The following is a 17,152-nucleotide window of genomic DNA, read 5'->3' on the forward strand; positions in this document are numbered from 1 at the left end:
GCGATGCCAGTATTAGCTGGCGAGTTGGCGCAGCACATAGTGGAGAATGCCTCCATGGCGGTAGTAATCCCACTCGACGGCGGTGTCGATGCGGACGTTGACGTCAAACTCAATGGTTTTATCATCCCGCACCGCACACACTTTTAGGGTGGACGGTTCGCCGCTGATCTCCTCAAAATCGAACGTTTCCGTGCCATCCAACTCGAGTGACTCGACGGAATCGCCGTCTTTAAATTGCAACGGCAACACACCAAAGCCAACCAAGTTAGAGCGGTGAATACGTTCAAAGCTTTCAGCAATGACTGCTTTAATCCCCAGCAGGTTAGTGCCTTTGGCTGCCCAGTCACGGCTCGACCCTGTCCCGTACTCTTTGCCGGCCAAGACCACCAATGGGGTGCCATCTTGTTGATAGCGTTGGGCCGCCTCATAGATGCTCATTTGCTCATTGGTGGGTAGATAGGTGGTCATGCCGCCCTCGGTGCCTGGTGCCATATGGTTTTTTAAACGCACGTTGGCAAAGGTGCCGCGCACCATGACTTCGTGGTTACCACGGCGGGAGCCATAGCTGTTGAAATCTTTCGGCTCAACCCCTTTGGATTTCAAATACTCGCCCGCTGGACTATCCGGTTTAATCGCCCCTGCAGGTGAGATATGGTCAGTCGTAATAGAGTCGCCCACTTTCACCACACAGCGTGCGCCCTTGATGGGTTTCATCTCGGGGAGCGCCATGGTCATGCCATCAAAGTACGTTGGTTTTTTAACGTAGGTGGAGTCAGGCCATGAGTAAATCTCATCTTCAGGGACTGGCAGTTTCCGCCAAGCGTCTGTACCGGCAAATACATCCGAATATTTGTCTTGGTACAGCCCCTCCGTCATCGCTGATTGGATGGTTTGCGCGACTTCCTGTGGCGTTGGCCAGATGTCTCTGAGGTAGACCGGCTTGCCGCTTTCATCTTGTCCTAATGGCTCCTTAAGGACATCCACATTCATATTACCTGCCAGTGCATAGGCAACCACTAATGGGGGCGATGCCAAATAGTTGGCTTTCACATCTTGGTGAATACGGCCTTCAAAGTTGCGGTTACCGGAGAGCACGCTGGTCGCGAGCAGGTCAGCAGAGCGAATGGCTTCTGTGATCGGCTCTGGTAATGGCCCAGAGTTACCAATACAGGTGGTACAGCCAAAGCCGACGATGTTAAAGCCAAGTTCGGCAAGTGGCTCAAGTAGGCCAACATTTTCTAGATACGCAGGCACTACCTGTGATCCAGGTGCGAGAGACGTTTTCACCCAAGGCTTCGTTTTTAAGCCTCGCTCGCGTGCTTTTTGTGCCACTAGCCCAGCGGCGACAAGCACGGCCGGGTTCGACGTGTTGGTGCAGGAGGTGATCGCGGCGATCACAACGGCACCGTGCTCAAGCGTAAATCGCTCACCTTTGTAGTCGACTTCTACTTTCCCTTGCTCACGAAGACTGGGGTTATCGACTGCGGTTTGACCCCCTTCACTGGCAAAGCTTGCAATCACATTATTAGACGCCGCTTGTTCTTTTTCCAACAGCTGATCGAATTGGGTTTTGGCATCGGTTAATGCAATTCTATCCTGTGGACGTTTGGGACCCGCCAGGCTTGGTACCACATCACCCAGATCGAGATGGAGCGTGTCACTATAATCAGCCACCGGTGCATCGTCATCACGCCACAAGCCTTGTGCTTTAGCGTAGGTTTCGACCAGCGTGATTTGCTCATCGGTGCGTCCTGTCAGGCGCATGTAGCTAAGCGTTTCTTCATCAATCGGGAAGATGCCACAGGTTGCACCATACTCTGGCGCCATATTGGCAATGGTTGCGCGGTCAGCCAGCGGCAATTTAGCGAGGCCCGGGCCATAAAACTCAACAAATTTACCCACCACGCCGCGCTCACGTAGCATTTGGGTGACGGTGAGTACCAAATCAGTCGCAGTGGCAGACGCAGGCAGCTCACCTTTAAGCTCAAAACCGACCACTTCTGGAATTAGCATAGTAATAGGCTGGCCGAGCATCGCCGCTTCCGCTTCGATACCGCCTACCCCCCAACCCAGCACACCCAAGCCGTTAATCATGGTGGTGTGCGAGTCAGTGCCCACGAGCGTGTCTGGCATGGCTAACTTGTTGTCGCCGTGCTCTTCCACCAATACACCGGGTGCTAAAAACTCGAGGTTCACTTGGTGTACGATCCCAGTGCCAGGTGGTACGACGCGGAAATTGGAGAAGGCTTGTTGACCCCAGCGCAAAAATTGGTAGCGCTCGCTGTTGCGCTCGAACTCAATCTCAGTGTTTTTCTGCAAGGAATCAGGGTTGCCATAATCATCGACCATCACTGAGTGATCGATGACAAGATCAACCGCACCAAGCGGGTTGATTTTAGCTGGGTCACCTTTAAGCTCTCGCATCGCGGCACGCATGGCTGCTAGATCCACCACGGCAGGTACGCCAGTGAAGTCTTGAAGTACGACGCGAGCGGGGGTGAAGTTCACCTGATCTTGTCCTGCTTTATCAGCTTGCCACTGGCAAAGTGTGCGAATGTCATCGGCAGAAACATTCTTACCATCTTCTTTGCGTAGTAAGTTCTCTAGCAGGACTTTCAGGCAGTAAGGTAATCGATGAATGTTGAACGTCTCAGACAGTGCGTCCAATCGGTAGTAGTCGTAGGTTTCACCATTGACGTGTAGGGTTCGTCGGGTATTGAAACTATCTGGATGTTGAGATGGGTTGCTCACGGATGCCTCCCCTTGTCCGTTATTGTGAATAAGAGAGGCGACCTTACCTCGAAGGCCGTCGCCTCGCTCGGGGGATTGCTTGATTTTACCGCTCTATTGTAAATGGGGTTTTGATGAAGTTAAAGCATCGTTATCACGGTATTTCCAATCACTCCCATCGGCCGTGCCTTACTGCGTCAGGGGAGGGACTGTCTTCCTCTCGGTGATGGTGTTGATTGCCCGACATGATGGACAAGCCCTCGCGGACGTCCTTCACGGTCAAAAAAGACATTGGGGCGATGTTTGCCTAGTAGTCGTGCCCACAAGCCCTTTACGGCAGTGATAACCATCAGGCGCAATGGAAATCGTGCGTGAACCTTGTTTGCTGTAGGCGTTGAGCGAGCATCTTGGCCTTGCACATACCAGCGAACCGGGCCGATCTCTTCTTCATTATCCCCTTCAATGTGATAGCAAGCACTCACCACGCCAACAAAAGGAATATCGGCATTAATCGTATTGGCGATAGGCGTTTGGCAACAACGAGTATACCAGCGGTGTAGGCCTCGCTCGCCCAACCTTAAACAGACTAATTGATCTCGGCCGCGATAAATACGGAGCTGCGCTGGCGTAATTTGTAGCACTTCTGTGCCGCCGCCTGGCTCGAGTTCAGTGTGGTAGCCCAGTGTTTGCGCATAGGTCTGACAATCACTGCAAAAGCACACACAGCGTTGGCTTTGTTGTGCGTCAATGATCTCTCCTGTCATCTGCCCACATGAACACTGAATGGCAAGACGAGCCATATTATTTCCCCCAAGCTGCAGAGCGTGTCTTAACAGTATAGCGCTAATTGTGAGTTCAGACGGTTGCGATAAACGGATAGACACAGCCACAAAAGGGCGGAACCTTATCTATAACATCCTGTTTTATCACTCATGGCAACTTTTCGTGACAGAAAAACGGTGAGGTGGTGATTTAAAATGTTGCTAATGGTTTTTATGTTGGTGATTAATGCTGATGTTTAATAATTGTTAACTTTCGGGTTGGAGGTTTTCAATAGCTTAAGGGTTATCAATAGCGGATAATTCTGATTGATGTTTTTATGGTCGACAAATCTAGGGTTGAAGCTGGAAATAACAGGGGATTTAGTTAAATATAACATGTAACGCATTTGTTAATCTTGTATCTGGCAACGGCTCTGGCATCAATGCGTGCGTCGATACAGATAAAAGGAGAAAGCCATGAATACGTCTTCACTACTCATGCAGCTCAATCAACTGGACGATAATCACATCAAGCAGCTTCAACCCTCGTTTGATAATCTTCCAGGCACTTCACATGCTGATGGCGGCTATCGACTTCGCCGTTACTCGGTGGTTCATGTTTTTAATGGGGGCGTCGAAAAACTACCACCGCGACCATTTATGCAAACCTCGGACATTAACGAGTTCCAAGGCGACGTAGCGAGAACATTTGAAGATATTGAATCAGAAACCGTGCAAAAACTCGGTTTTCATGCAATGTGTCGCACGTTCCGCGATGTGTATCAATTAAGTGACGATAACGATATTGAAATCCACCAAATTCGTATTCAGGCGGATAATCAGTCGGTGCAAGTCGCCCCAGAAGGCGTTCACCAAGACGGCTTTGATCATATCGCCATTGTCAGTATTGGCCGCGATAATATTGAGGGCGGTGACTTTCAGATATTTAGTCATAAAACCAGCGCACCGCTGTTTAGCCTGCCGCTGGAACCGGGACAAATGGCGGCACTTGATGACCGTACACTATGGCATTACGCTGAGCCGATTACGCCCGTGGATAACCAGAAACCGGGTACGATGGATGTATTTGTACTCACAGCAACAAGGAAGTAATGATGACACCGGCAGGTTTTTCACCCCATGCTGTTAGGGGCCACTTTCCCGCACTCGCGCAAATCATTGAAGGCAGACCCGTCGCATTTTTCGATGGGCCTGGGGGCGCGCAAGTGCCCCGCGCGGTGCTTGACGCTATGGTGGATTATTTAGGGCACTACAATGCCAATCTGGGCGGCCAGTTTTTCTCTGGTCGTTATACCACCGAGCTTATGCAGCGCGCACGTGATGTGGCAGCCACCTTTGTGAATGCCGCATCGTCAGAAAGCATGGTATTCGGTCCGAATATGACCACCTTGACCTTCTCTTTGAGTCGGGCGATCAGTCGCGACTGGCAGGCGGGAGATGAAGTGATTGTTTCGGCACTCGATCACTATTCAAATGTATCTAGCTGGCAACAAGCGGCGCACGACAAAGGCGCGATCGTGAAACAGGTACGTGTTGATGAGTCGACGTATTCTATCGATATGACCCACCTTGCCAGCCTAGTAACCGACAAAACTAAGTTGATTGCGGTGACACTCGCCTCTAACACCACAGGCAGTCTGGTGGATGTGGAAAAAGTGGTAGAGATGGCGAAACAAGTGGGCGCCAAAGTGTATGTGGATGCGGTGCATTATGCACCCCATCACTTAGTGGATGTGCAAGCACTCGGGTGCGATTTCCTTGCCTGTTCGGCGTATAAGTTTTTTGGACCCCATGTTGGTTTTGTCTATGTCGCGCCTGAGTGGGTACAGACGTTAAAACCGTATAAAGTGGAACCTGCGACTAATCAAGGCCCCGGCCGATTTGAAACAGGCACCCAAAGCTTTGAGGCCATCGCGGGGTTTATCGCCGCAGTCGAGTATCTCGCACAATGGGGTGATCCCACGTCGTCACTACGAGAAAGGCTAGCGGCAAGCTATGCGCAGTATCAAGCGCATGAGCAAGCACTGTCAGCACACTTTATCCAGTTGATGCGCGCTTACCCTAAAGTACGTATTTATGGTATTACCGACGATAATCAGCTCGATAAACGCACTCCAACGTTTGCGATCCGCATAGAGGGAGCAGAGCCTGCTGAGGTTGCTCAAGTACTTGGCGAGCAAAATTTGTGTGTCTGGAATGGACACTTCTACGCCCAAGGCTTGTGTGAGCAGCTTGATATCTTAGCTAAAGGCGGTGTGATCCGCATCGGTATGATGCATTACAACACAATTGATGAAATTGACCGGCTTCACCAAGCCTTATTGCCATTTATTAGCGATTAAACGTCTCTTCTATTCTGAGCGGCCATCCTGGCCGCTCTTTTATATTGGTTGGTTAGTGTCAGCGACCTTTATTTCGTTGTAAGAAAAATGTGAAACGTTAGCTGGCGCATAGGCGAAAACGACACAGAGCGTTAAGATAACCGTCGTTTAACTGCCCAAGAAACCATTCAAAAAGAAAACAAGGCGAGAGAGATGACTGAAGAACAATACGCCTTTTGGCACCAGTACCTTGCGACCCTGCCACCTCACCAGCGGCCAAGTGACGATATGGTGGTAGTCGATACGTTAAGCCACCATACCGTCAGAGCCAATGAAGTCGCGACCTTGGTGAGTTTGAATAAAAAGAAAGCGCACTGCCGGTTGCGTAGTTCTTTGGAAGAGAAAAATGCGGTGATCCCGCAAAAAGGACATTATAAGATTGTCCTCAATGGTCACCAGCGACCCGTTTGTATCGTCAAAACCACACAGGTGAGCTATTGCCCGTTTAACCAAGTCAGCGCTGAATTTGCGGCACGTGAAGGCGAGGGAGATGGATCTTACCAGTGTTGGCACGAAGCGCATTGGGGTTACTTTTCCCAGTACGCTAAAACACACGGCCTACATTTTGATGAGCACTCGGATGTGGTGCTTGAAGAGTTTGAAAAGGTCTACCCGCTCTAAATATAAAAGCCGCGCCCAGCGGCTTTTTCGATGACGGCCATCAGAGCGATAGGTTTACTCACCGATATCCAAATTAATTTCATCGGCCCATGGCATGTCTGGCAGGGTGTCTAAGTTGGCTTCATAGCGAGACAGGGTAAATTGCCCGTTGTGATGGCTAACATCATAGATCTCAACCATTAACGCACAGGCAATGTACTCGATAGCTTCGTCGCGTGAATAGCCGGTCATACGCAGGCGCATCAAGGTTTCTGCTACCTTTTTAGGGTCTTGGTCGGCGATCTGGTTCTCAACCACTTCAATCAAGTTAGCGATACTGGTACTGGTTTCATCTTGCATATTATTACTCATTGATTGTGACGCGGGCACCATACTAGGCCATAGCAGATGTTCAAGCACGGGGTTTTTCAATCCGTCGCATCAGCGCGTTTCATTTATCAGGCGTAATATGTTAATGATAACCATTATCGTAACGTGAAAGGAAGGTATCAAAATGACAAAAACACGTATTGAAAAAGACAGTATGGGCGATGTCGAGGTGCCTGAGCAGGCGCTGTATCAGGCTCAAACACAGCGTGCGGTGAATAATTTTGCAATCAGTGATCAGACGATGCCGGCGGACTTTATTCGTGCGCTGGCGATGGTGAAGCATGGCGCGGCACAGGCAAATGAGTCGCTAGGGTTGTTAGAGAGTAAGATTGCCGGTGCCATATGTGAGAGCGCAAAAGAAATCATGGCGGGGAATCACATTGAACAGTTTCCTGTTGATGTTTTTCAAACGGGCTCTGGTACCAGTTCTAATATGAACATGAACGAGGTGCTGGCTACCTTAGCCTCCGAGAAATCCGGTGAGACGGTCAGTCCTAACGATCATGTCAATATGAGCCAAAGCAGCAATGACGCGGTACCAACGGCCATTCAGATCAGTACCACATTAGGCTGTGAGCAAAAGCTGCTACCTGCACTCGCGCATCTGCGTGATGCGTTACAGGAAAAGAAACAGTCAGTTGGCCACATCGTGAAAACGGGTCGTACCCATTTGATGGATGCCATGCCTGTTACTATCGGCCAAGAGCTAGAGGCTTGGTCTCAGCAGATCGAGCACGCGATGGTACAAATTACCCAAAGCCTGTCATCGGTACGCGCATTGGCTCAGGGTGGCACCGCGGTGGGAACCGGGATCAATGCTCATCCATTGTTTGCCGAGCGTTTTGCCGAAGCGGTAGCCGCGCTTAGCAAGACGGGTTTTACTGCCAGTGAGAACCCATTCTTTGCCATTGGTAGCCAAGATGCGTTGGTTGCGCTTCACGGCCAGCTAAAAACCACCGCCGTGGCAACCATGAAGCTAAGTAATGACTTGCGCTGGATGAACTCCGGTCCACTCGCAGGGCTCGGTGAGATCGAGCTGGAAGGGTTGCAGCCAGGCTCGTCAATTATGCCAGGCAAGGTCAACCCAGTGATCCCTGAGTCGGCGGCGATGGTATCAGCTCAGGTGATGGGCAATGACACCACAGTGACGGTGGCAGGTCAGTCAGGGAATTTTGAGCTTAACGTGATGTTACCAGCGATTGCCGCGAACGTGTTGCAAAGCATCAACTTGCTCGCTGGCGCAAGCCGACTGCTTGCTGATAAAGCGATTCGCAGCTTTAACGTGAGAGAAGATAACCTGCAAGCCGCGCTGTCACGTAACCCTATCTTAGTGACCGCACTTAACCCCGTTGTGGGATACCTGAAAGCGGCAGAGATTGCCAAGAAAGCATACCAACAAGGCCGCCCCATTCTCGATGTCGCCGAAGAAGAGACCGAGCTGGGTCGAGAGAAGCTCTCGCAGCTGCTTGCTCCAACCAAGTTGACAAAGGGCGGCATTGCGGAATAGCGCGGCTCACGCCGCCGTGTTGGGCGCTACCACCACACGGTTGCGTCCCAAGCTTTTGGCGGTATAGAGGTGATCATCGGCACGGTCAAATACTTGCTCAGGGTGGCTATCGCTTGGACGGCTTTCGGATAAGCCACAGCTGACCGTGTAGGTGAGCAACTGATTGTCAAACCGTGAGGTATTCGCCGCAATACGTTGGCGAATACGCTCGGCCACATAGTAGGCATCGTGACTGTCAGTATTGCGAAAGATAATCACAAATTCTTCTCCACCATATCGAGCCACCAAATCGGTTTGGCGAACGGCGCGTGTGATCTCAGCAGCAACATCTTGCAAGACGCGATCGCCGGCGGAGTATCCATATGTGTCGTTAAATTGTTTGAAGTTATCGACATCAATGACCGCGACCGTATAGGTGTATTGCGTTCGCCGAGCGCGTTCGTATTCAATCGCTAATTCAGGCAATAGGCCGTAGCGATTAACGGTGTCCGTCAGTGGATCTAAGCTGGCTTTTCGTTGCCAGCTGTCTCGTGCTGCCACGGCATTTTTATACTCCATCACTTGGATGGAAATACTGAGGCTGGCCAGTACGGTGGTAAAGATAAAAATAAGCAGTGCTAACACGCCGTCATAGAGGTTAGGGATCGCGAATGCGCCCATATCGAAGGGTGCCATTAAGATAGACACGATGATTAAGCCACAAAGACCAATCAGAAGCGTACGCCAATGGCCGGAGAAAGCGATATAAATCAGCAACGCAAGCTCGATGTAGATTGCGCCTGGAAACACAGAAAAACTGATGAGTGTGAGTGCCATAATGGCAGTGACGTAGCCCACGTTTTGCCAACTGAGTTTTGACCAGTCGATCCCCAATCTTTGCCAAGCGGTGTACAAGCTGACCCAAAGCAGTGTTGATGTGGTGTAAGTCATCATAAATTCAATGGTCAAGAATTGTAGTCGTCCGTGAACTAACTGATCATCGATATAAAGCGGGATCGCGACAATGGCCACCATTGCTATTGCGGGGAATAGGCATCCAACGAGAACAAACCGAAAAAGGGCCCGCACGGTATCCAGGCAATGTGGATAATATTTTTGCCATAGCCATGCGGAGAGCGCCGAGGCGAGCGTTAAAAATGTACCAAAAAAAATGCCTGTCGCGAGATGGAGCGACTCGATGCGGGCGATGGCGGCTAGACCGTGGCCAAGAGAGCCGGCAAGGATAAGCGGGAGTATCATCCCCATTCCCAGATGCCGGAATAATACCACCGCAAGGCCACTGGAGATATTGAGCAAGGTGACCGTGTGGACATCGAGTATCGCGGATAAATAGCGCATATCCAGCCAGACGATTGCCCCGTAAATGAAGCTCCACAACAAAATGTGGCGAGCGGAAGGTAGAGAGATCCCCAGTAGCATGTCACCTCTGCGTCGTGCGATGCAATAGGATATAAACGTGATTGATAGCGGCAGTACGGTTAATGAATAGTATAGCAGAGCCGAGGTAGAGCTCTGCGTTTTCAGCGGGACAGGTACTTTTTAATCGAGCTTTTTCAACGCGACGGCATTCATACAAAAGCGTAAACCAGATGGTGGGGGACCATCAGGAAATACATGGCCAAGATGCGCGTCACAGGTCGCACAGGTGGTTTCAATCCGTGTCATCCCGTGACTGCCATCTTTCTGATAAGCGATAGCATTATCTTGCGCCGGTTGCGTAAACGAGGGCCAGCCTGTACCTGAATCAAACTTTTCATGCGCATCAAACAGCAAGGTGCCGCAGCATGTACACCCATAACGCCCTGGCTCAAAGAGCGTACACATGCCTGAGCTGAACGCGCGCTCTGTGCCTTTTTGCCGGGTAACACGAAAGGCTTCTTCACTGAGTTGTGTTTGCCACTCTTGGTCTGTTTTCTCAACCCGCGACGGCGGCGCGAGATTACCGCTTTCACTTCGAGCGACGATGTCTTGCCATGTCAGCATGATGTCGTTCCTCTTATTGAACGGGCGGGTGCCCGTGCTACAAAACGCGTAGTGTTATGAATCTTATTGCTCGATGCAAGTAGTACGGTTTGTTTCTCGTGACTCGATCATGTTGATAGCGTACCAATTCCCCACTTTAACTCATCATCTTGGTCGTCTTTGACTTGGTCTCGATAACCCTCCAAGTGTTGTTCAATCAAATCGTCAGACTGTGAGAAAAAAGCAATATGAAAGATAGCGTCACCTTCATTGACCACGGGCAGTGTTTGCTGCCCGATGAGGATACCGCTCTGAGGCGCGATCACTTCTACCTCTTGGCTGCCTGCTGGATCAGAAATGATACCGATTACTTGTTGCTTGGAGACCATTTCACCCAGTGCAATGTGGCTGCGGAATATGCCATCGGCATCGGCGCGCACCCATCGGGTTGCTCTGGCTGTGACGGGTTTGTAAGGTAATTTCCGCCGCGACTGACGCAGCATACCTAAGTGGCGCATTACGCGTATCACTCCCCTGACCCCTGCGTTAATTGCGTAAGGCTCAAAGCGTAGGGCTTCACCGGCCTCATAGGTGATCACCGGAATGCCAATCGCTTCTGCCTCTGCGCGTAAGGAGCCGCCCCTTAAGGCGGCGTCGACAACCACAGGGGCGGAAAATGCGGTCGCCATCGCCCCCGCTTCTGGGTTATCTAAATTGGCGCGGATTTGTGGCAGATTGGTGCGGTGGATAGCGGCGGTATGCAAATCGATCACATGGGTGCATTGGCTGATCACTTCATTAAACAGCTGATACGCCATGCGCCCGGCAATTGAGCCACGTTCAGAGCCCGGAAAGGAGCGATTCAAATCACGCCTATCCGGCAGATAGCGAGACTTATGAATAAAGCCAAATACATTAACAACGGGAATGGCAACGATTGTTCCGCGTAGTTTTTGGGTGTCGGTTCTCGCCATAATTTGGCGAACAATCTCGATACCATTGAGCTCATCGCCATGAATGGCCGCACAGATTAACAGTGTAGGGCCCGATAGTTTGCCATTAAGAACCTCTATACTCACGTTGAGTGGGGCGTGGGTATAAAGCTTGGCGATTTCCAGCTCTAAGCTAAGGCGATCACCTGGGTTAACGGTCTCGCCACCGATTTCGATGGCCTTGTTTTTTTTAGCCCTTCCCACGAGTGCGTGTCCTTTTTGAGTAAGCGTTCTTTTCGATATATTCCACGACCATGCCAGCAACATCTTTTCCGGTCGCGTTTTCAATGCCTTCCAGCCCTGGAGAGGAGTTAACTTCCATGACAAGCGGGCCACGTTCTGAGCGCAGCAGATCAACCCCTGCGACATTGAGCCCCATGGCTTTAGCCGCTGCGATAGCTGTGCGTCGCTCTGCGGGCGTGATCCGAACCAAGGATGCTGAGCCTCCGCGGTGTAAATTAGAGCGAAACTCGCCTGGCTGGGCTTGACGTTTCATTGCCGCAATCACTTTGTCACCAATCACAAAGCAGCGAATATCAGCACCGCTGGATTCTTTAATGTACTCCTGCACCAAAATATCGGCTTTTAAGCCCATAAAGGCTTCAATCACACTTTCAGCTGCTTTTTTGGTTTCGGCGAGGACGACACCAATGCCTTGGGTGCCTTCCAGCAGCTTGACGACCACAGGGACACCGCCCACCATTTCCAGTAAATCACCCACATCACCCGGCTTGCTGGCAAACCCAGTATGCGGCATACCTATGCCTTTGCGCGACAGCAATTGCATTGACCTTAGCTTGTCTCTAGAGCGGGTGATGGCCACGGACTCATTAACAGGAAAAACCCCCATCATTTCAAACTGGCGCAATACGGCACAGCCATAAAAGGTGACTGAGGAGCCGATACGCGGAATGATGGCGTCAAACCCCTCTAACTCCTCGCCAGCGAGATGAATCGACGGTTGTGTCGAGTTAATGCTCATATAACAGCGTAGTGCGTCAATAATTTTATACTCATGGCCACGTTGTTCGCACGCTTCAATCAGGCGTCGAGTGGAATAGAGGTTTTTATTCCGGGAAAGGATACCGATTTTCATTGTGGTTAGGGCTCCTATTTGCCAAGCAGAAATGAATGCATAGGATCGACAATGACGTTTCCCGTCATTGCGGTGCGACCTAACAGCATACGAAAGCGCATGTTATCGCGTGCGGTGAGTGTCATCTCTATGGGATAACACAGTTCACCGGCTTTAAGTGTGGTCTGAATCACATAGCGAAGTTGCTCATGCCCGCCAGAGTCGCGCACGATACGACGCGCAAGCACGGGCGCTTCTGCTTGAATCACATGCTCGTCATCGCCTTGGTGAGGATGGATCCAAAAACGAACCCAAGTGACGTCTCCTTTCTCAAACTCTTCGATTTTGAAGGTATGTAAGCATGAAGTCCGCGCGCCCGTATCAATTTTGGCTTTTATACGCGCAATATTGAGGTCGGGGAGGCTAATCCACTCACGCCAACCTACACACACTTTTTCCGTTGATTGAACCGGCATTGTTATCATTACTCGTTAGTGCTCTGCCTTGCTTTCACCATAGAAGTGATAGCGGTTATTCGTGGTAAGAATCTGAAAAATCGGCGATGATATGTGATAACCATCGCACACTGGAAACGGCACTAGCATCGCACATAGGAGACAGCTGAGCGCCCCTGCCGGGGGCGGTTCGCTGGACTGCTGTGCATATGATGACCGTTGAGAAGGAAATACCATGCAAACGAGTGATAGACAAGAAGTGATTGACGATTTGCTATCAAAAGTCGATCAAGATGCGCCCGAGACGATACAAGAGATAGAGCAAGCACACGGTGTGGATAGCCTCGCTCTGTTGTTGGAAGCCTTGCCCGTCAACGATCGTGTGGGCTTTTGGGAACAACTCTCTCCCTCGTTACAACTGCCAGTGTTGGCGGAAATGCGTGATGACGCCGGTGAGGCGGTGATCCGTGCCGTTGATGAGGCACAACTCCATACGCTTTTTGCTGATCTCGACGCGGACACCTTGTTGGAGTTGCAAGATGTGTTGACCGAACCGCTGCTAGAAGAAGCGCTCGGTCGTATGGACTCGGAGCAAAAGCAACGCTATGCCTCGGCACAACAGTATGCGGATAACCAAGTGGGGCATTGGTGTGATCATCAACCCTTAGTGGTGCCCGCCAAAACAAAAGTCAATGTGGTACTGCGTTTACTGCGCCGTGTGATGCCCAAATATTGTGATCATGTCTTCGTTGTCGACAGTCGAGGCATCTGGGTAGGGGCTGTCCCTATTCATAAGCTGTTCGGCGCGGACGGGGTGCTAAAAATCAGTGAGCTGGTCCGTGAACAGTTCCCCAGCTTGAACGCACGTGATGATATTTATACCAGCGCTGACAAAGTCGCGAGCAGTGAAGAAATCGCACTGCCCGTGCTGGATGACGGTAATATGTTGATTGGGCGACTCGATTTGGGCACGGCTTATGAGATGCAAGCGGAACGGGCAGAAGCGCAAATTATGGCCACCGCGGGCTTGGATGAAGATGAAGATTTATTCTCCCCGGTGATGAAAAGTGCGCGCAACCGTGCGTTATGGCTTGGGGTGAACCTAATGACAGCCTTTCTCGCGTCATGGTTTATCGGTCTATTTGAAGCAACGTTGCAGCAGGTTGTCGCGCTGGCGGTACTCATGCCCGTGGTCGCATCCATGGGGGGGATCGCCGGTAGTCAAACCTTGACGCTGATCGTGCGAGGTCTCGCGCTCGGGCAAATCTCTAAAGCTAACCTAAAGCCTCTTTTGAGCAAGGAATTTAAAGTGGGGCTGCTTAATGGTGTGCTTTGGGCGCTTGTGATTGGTGCCATTGCGGGTTACTGGTTTGAAAGCTGGGGACTTGGTGCGGTTATCGGTGCTGCGATTGTCGCCAATATCATCAGTGCGGCATTGGCGGGGATTTTTGTGCCAGTGTTATTAGAGAAGCTGAAGATTGATCCGGCACTGTCAGGCTCAGTGATTTTAACCACAGTGACGGACATCGTCGGCTTTGTCGCTTTCTTGGGCTTAGGGACGTTGTTTTTACTGTGAGTTTTACTTGGACGTGATGCGTCGTCACTCAGTTGATCGCTTGATAGCGCGCGTGATCGTCACGAGCGCTTTATTCTCTCAAGCGGGTGTTGAAGGCGCGGTCGTTTCGGCCGCTGTCAACTCGGTTTGTTCGCTCAGTTTGCCGTCAGCTGCGGGGAGCAACTTTTCGCAATACAGCGTCATAATGTCTTCCCGTATTAATTGTTCGAGTTCGGCGGCGCGTTCGGTCGGACAGAACAGGCGGACGTGGACATGTTGCTCGCCAGTATCGGTATGAGACAAATAGACATGAGGCTCAGGCCCAGGCAAATCCACCCCCGCATGACGTTCAATCACATGGTTATAACGTCGAGCGATATCGAGAAAATCCTCGCTATGATCGTCGATGCGTGCCAGCAGCGCCGGAATATGGGGATATAAATTTATATCGCCCCGGATCACCAAGTGAAAATGGTGATAGACATAGCGCTTCATAAAGTTCAGGTTTTTCACTGTGGTAGAGAAAAACAGACTATTCGGTAAGGTCGCTGTTTTACCGGTATAGCAATAGTGACCATGGTGGGTATCAATCTCTTGAATTTTGGTGGCCATTAAGTTGTGCTCGATCACTTCGCCACGAGAGTTACCGACCTCAATCCAATCACCGATACGAAATGATCGTGAGCTGGCGCGTTGAATTGAGCCGGTAAAGCATAGGATGATCTCTTTGGAGGCCACCACCACCGCGACTGCAATGGCGGTGAGCGACAGGGCAAACTCGCTAATTTCTGTGTTCCAAAATAAGAACAAAAACAGTAAAAGCAGGCTAAATGCCCCGTTTTTTGTACGTGAGATCCACTTGCGTTGATCTTCACTGAGGAAGTTACTGTCGCCGCGAATATGACGTAAAATCAGTCGGCGGATCACGCTAACAAAAACGATAACACCAATGGTGGTCAATAGTTTGTTTTCGACCAACAGTTGGGCGATATTTTTCAACTCAGATAACAAAATCACTCCCATCATGCTTCTGGCAAGTTTTGGCGCTATTCTGCCCCTTTGTTAAGCAAAATAAAACGTAAACTTGCGACTATCACGCATAAGGTGCGCGTTAGGCATGGGTTAGTCTGTCATCAGTTTGCTTTGTTGGATCATGGCATCAATCACAGAAGCGCTTAGCTCTTGGCTGCTCAGGCCACTCATATCAATTTCGTATGCACTAGCCATGTCTGCTACACTGAGGTTTTCAAACACCACGTGCTGGTCGATTTGATTATCGCCCGCCGAGGCGATGTACAAGGTGGCTTCACCTTGGTCGTTGTCCTCAAGGGTTAGGTAGTCTTCTAGATTCGCACCGTCTTGGTCTTCATCAATCAGAAGCTCGGATAGATCCAGTGTGTCCTTTTGCACATCAAAGTCAGTAATACGATCAACCGCCTCAGCGCCGATAGACCCTTGATCACCGCTCAAAAAGGCGAAAGTGTCCGACCCAAGCCCCCCTGTCAACGTGTCGTCACCTTGGCCGCCAATCAGCAAATCATCGCCAAGGCCGCCATCAAGCGTATCATCGCCGTGGTTCCCGAGTAAGCTATCATCTCCTTCGTTACCGATCAGGGTGTCGTCACCTGTACCGGCCGCGAGAATTTCACTTTGATAGTTACCTTCTAGCGTTTGGTCATCAATGGCAATAATATCAACCAGTGCACTGTCCATATAACTGCCGTTAGAGGTAGTGTACTCAAATTGATGCTCAGGCTCTGGTAGCACCGCATTTGAGCTATCCAAGGTAAGATAAATCTCGTAGCTCTCGGTCGTATTTAATCCATTGTTGGAAATGATCTCAAAGTAGTAAGTGCCCTGCTGACCGGCCGTAAAGCTATTGCTGCCAGAGTCGGGATTGAGGGTGTCCAAAAGCTGTTGGTTTTGGTCATAGACTCTCACGCTTAGATCATTGAACCAATGGTCATCATCAAAGAGTAAGGTTTCGTTCTGGTAAAGATCCATTTTCGTCATATCACTATCAATGCCGTTCTGGACCGTCCCCGTCAGCGCAGCATTGGCACCATAGTTACCAGCATCAATGTGTGTCCACACCTCCTGTGTCATGGTGCCGAATTTACCGCGGTCTAGGCTCTGTGCCTGAGCAAAGGAACTGGCGAAATCGCCCAGTTCGGATTCAGCAATAAACTCGGAATCGTTACCGATGGGATCAAGGAAGCTTTGCGTATTCATCGCACTATCGGGCGTGAAAGTGACGTCATCTGTGCCCGTTACCGACCCTTGTATCGCATTACTGGTGGCTGTGATCGTACTGTCCATCGAAGGAATATCGTTATGGGTTAAGGCCAAACCGGGAATACCGATCGGACTACCATCATGAATATTGGTGATTACAATATCGTGATTGGCATCGAGCCGTGCCTCGTAGTAGAGGTCAATGGCAACATTCACATCACTGGTATCGCCATCGTTATCGGTAAGCGTCAGCGCGATTTGTTCTTGTTCGTTGAGAATATCTCTGTCGACCGCCACGCGGTAGTCGTACTCACCGGTATTAAAATTGATGGTGAGGATCCCGCCCTTGGCGGTTTCAAAGGGCGTTGTTTCCTAAATCATTGAACTTATCATCCGAGCTGCGATCAGATCATCAAAGCCTCAAACAGGTCACCGATGATGAGCAACGCCAAGTACAAAATCAGCAATTGGAAGCAATACAATCAAGC

At 50.5% G+C, this 17,152-nt stretch carries 15 protein-coding genes; 5 read left to right on the top strand and 10 right to left on the bottom strand.

The window, feature by feature from the left end:
- Positions 1–12 precede the first annotated feature (12 nt).
- Together acnA and EHW58_RS02495 are read right to left on the bottom strand one after the other, a co-directional pair.
- The gene (gene acnA, locus EHW58_RS02490) at positions 13–2,751 is read right to left on the bottom strand and encodes an aconitate hydratase AcnA (RefSeq protein WP_370517814.1); all 2,739 of its coding nucleotides are present in this window, start codon (positions 2,749–2,751) and stop codon (positions 13–15) included.
- 176 nt (positions 2,752–2,927) lie between these two features.
- A complete protein-coding gene (locus EHW58_RS02495) occupies positions 2,928–3,530 on the bottom strand; it encodes a DUF6151 family protein (RefSeq protein WP_152794500.1) in 603 nt (200 codons plus the stop codon).
- Positions 3,531–3,968: 438 nt separating this feature from the next.
- Between EHW58_RS02495 and EHW58_RS02500 the strand changes: the two genes are divergently transcribed.
- The 3 genes from EHW58_RS02500 (at position 3,969) to EHW58_RS02510 (ending at position 6,514) form a co-directional block, all read left to right on the top strand.
- Complete coding sequence (locus EHW58_RS02500) at positions 3,969–4,604, top strand: 2OG-Fe dioxygenase family protein (RefSeq protein ID WP_152794503.1); 636 nt, start codon at positions 3,969–3,971, stop codon at positions 4,602–4,604.
- A 2-nt stretch (positions 4,605–4,606) separates the two neighbouring features.
- The gene (locus EHW58_RS02505; protein WP_152794611.1) at positions 4,607–5,854 is read left to right on the top strand and encodes a cysteine desulfurase-like protein; all 1,248 of its coding nucleotides are present in this window, start codon (positions 4,607–4,609) and stop codon (positions 5,852–5,854) included.
- A 192-nt stretch (positions 5,855–6,046) separates the two neighbouring features.
- Positions 6,047–6,514: an ASCH domain-containing protein gene (locus EHW58_RS02510; protein WP_152794506.1), complete on the top strand. Its 468-nt coding sequence runs from the start codon at positions 6,047–6,049 to the stop codon at positions 6,512–6,514.
- Positions 6,515–6,568: 54 nt separating this feature from the next.
- Here EHW58_RS02510 and EHW58_RS02515 read toward each other — a convergent pair whose 3' ends face one another.
- Positions 6,569–6,853, bottom strand: coding sequence for a hypothetical protein (locus EHW58_RS02515; protein ID WP_046075496.1), 285 nt, complete (start codon positions 6,851–6,853; stop codon positions 6,569–6,571).
- Positions 6,854–7,007: 154 nt separating this feature from the next.
- Between EHW58_RS02515 and EHW58_RS02520 the strand changes: the two genes are divergently transcribed.
- Positions 7,008–8,390 (top strand): lyase family protein, encoded by a 1,383-nt coding sequence (locus EHW58_RS02520; protein WP_152794509.1) that lies wholly within the window; start codon positions 7,008–7,010, stop codon positions 8,388–8,390.
- Positions 8,391–8,396: 6 nt separating this feature from the next.
- Here the strand turns inward: EHW58_RS02520 and EHW58_RS02525 are convergent, their stop codons facing one another.
- The 5 genes from EHW58_RS02525 to EHW58_RS02545 form a co-directional block, all read right to left on the bottom strand.
- Entirely contained in the window at positions 8,397–9,809 is a 1,413-nt protein-coding gene (locus tag EHW58_RS02525; protein WP_152794512.1) for a GGDEF domain-containing protein, read from the bottom strand.
- 120 nt (positions 9,810–9,929) lie between these two features.
- The gene (gene msrB / locus EHW58_RS02530; RefSeq protein ID WP_152794515.1) at positions 9,930–10,373 is read right to left on the bottom strand and encodes a peptide-methionine (R)-S-oxide reductase MsrB; all 444 of its coding nucleotides are present in this window, start codon (positions 10,371–10,373) and stop codon (positions 9,930–9,932) included.
- A gap of 107 nt (positions 10,374–10,480) precedes the next feature.
- Complete coding sequence (locus tag EHW58_RS02535) at positions 10,481–11,548, bottom strand: succinylglutamate desuccinylase/aspartoacylase family protein (protein ID WP_370517121.1); 1,068 nt, start codon at positions 11,546–11,548, stop codon at positions 10,481–10,483.
- On the bottom strand, positions 11,535–12,440 hold the full coding sequence (rimK, locus tag EHW58_RS02540) for a 30S ribosomal protein S6--L-glutamate ligase (protein WP_069360827.1): 906 nt from the start codon (positions 12,438–12,440) through the stop codon (positions 11,535–11,537). Before rimK ends, EHW58_RS02535 begins: the two co-directional genes overlap by 14 nt.
- 14 nt (positions 12,441–12,454) lie before the next feature.
- Positions 12,455–12,895: an ATP-dependent zinc protease gene (locus EHW58_RS02545; protein ID WP_152794521.1), complete on the bottom strand. Its 441-nt coding sequence runs from the start codon at positions 12,893–12,895 to the stop codon at positions 12,455–12,457.
- 214 nt (positions 12,896–13,109) lie between these two features.
- Here EHW58_RS02545 and EHW58_RS02550 point away from each other — a divergent pair, with 214 nt between their 5' ends.
- Positions 13,110–14,450, top strand: coding sequence for a magnesium transporter (locus EHW58_RS02550; protein ID WP_077459023.1), 1,341 nt, complete (start codon positions 13,110–13,112; stop codon positions 14,448–14,450).
- A gap of 78 nt (positions 14,451–14,528) precedes the next feature.
- On the opposite strand, the gene EHW58_RS02555 is transcribed toward EHW58_RS02550, so the two are convergent.
- Positions 14,529–15,440: a mechanosensitive ion channel family protein gene (locus EHW58_RS02555; protein ID WP_227486425.1), complete on the bottom strand. Its 912-nt coding sequence runs from the start codon at positions 15,438–15,440 to the stop codon at positions 14,529–14,531.
- 111 nt (positions 15,441–15,551) lie between these two features.
- Positions 15,552–16,961 carry a type I secretion C-terminal target domain-containing protein gene (locus EHW58_RS16000; RefSeq protein ID WP_152794524.1) on the bottom strand — a complete coding sequence of 470 codons (1,410 nt, stop codon included), beginning with the start codon at positions 16,959–16,961 and terminating at the stop codon, positions 15,552–15,554.
- Positions 16,962–17,152 lie beyond the last annotated feature (191 nt).

Origin of the sequence: Salinivibrio sp. VYel1 (genome assembly GCF_009377945.1) — a bacterium.
Classification (GTDB): Bacteria; Pseudomonadota; Gammaproteobacteria; order Enterobacterales; family Vibrionaceae; genus Salinivibrio; species Salinivibrio siamensis.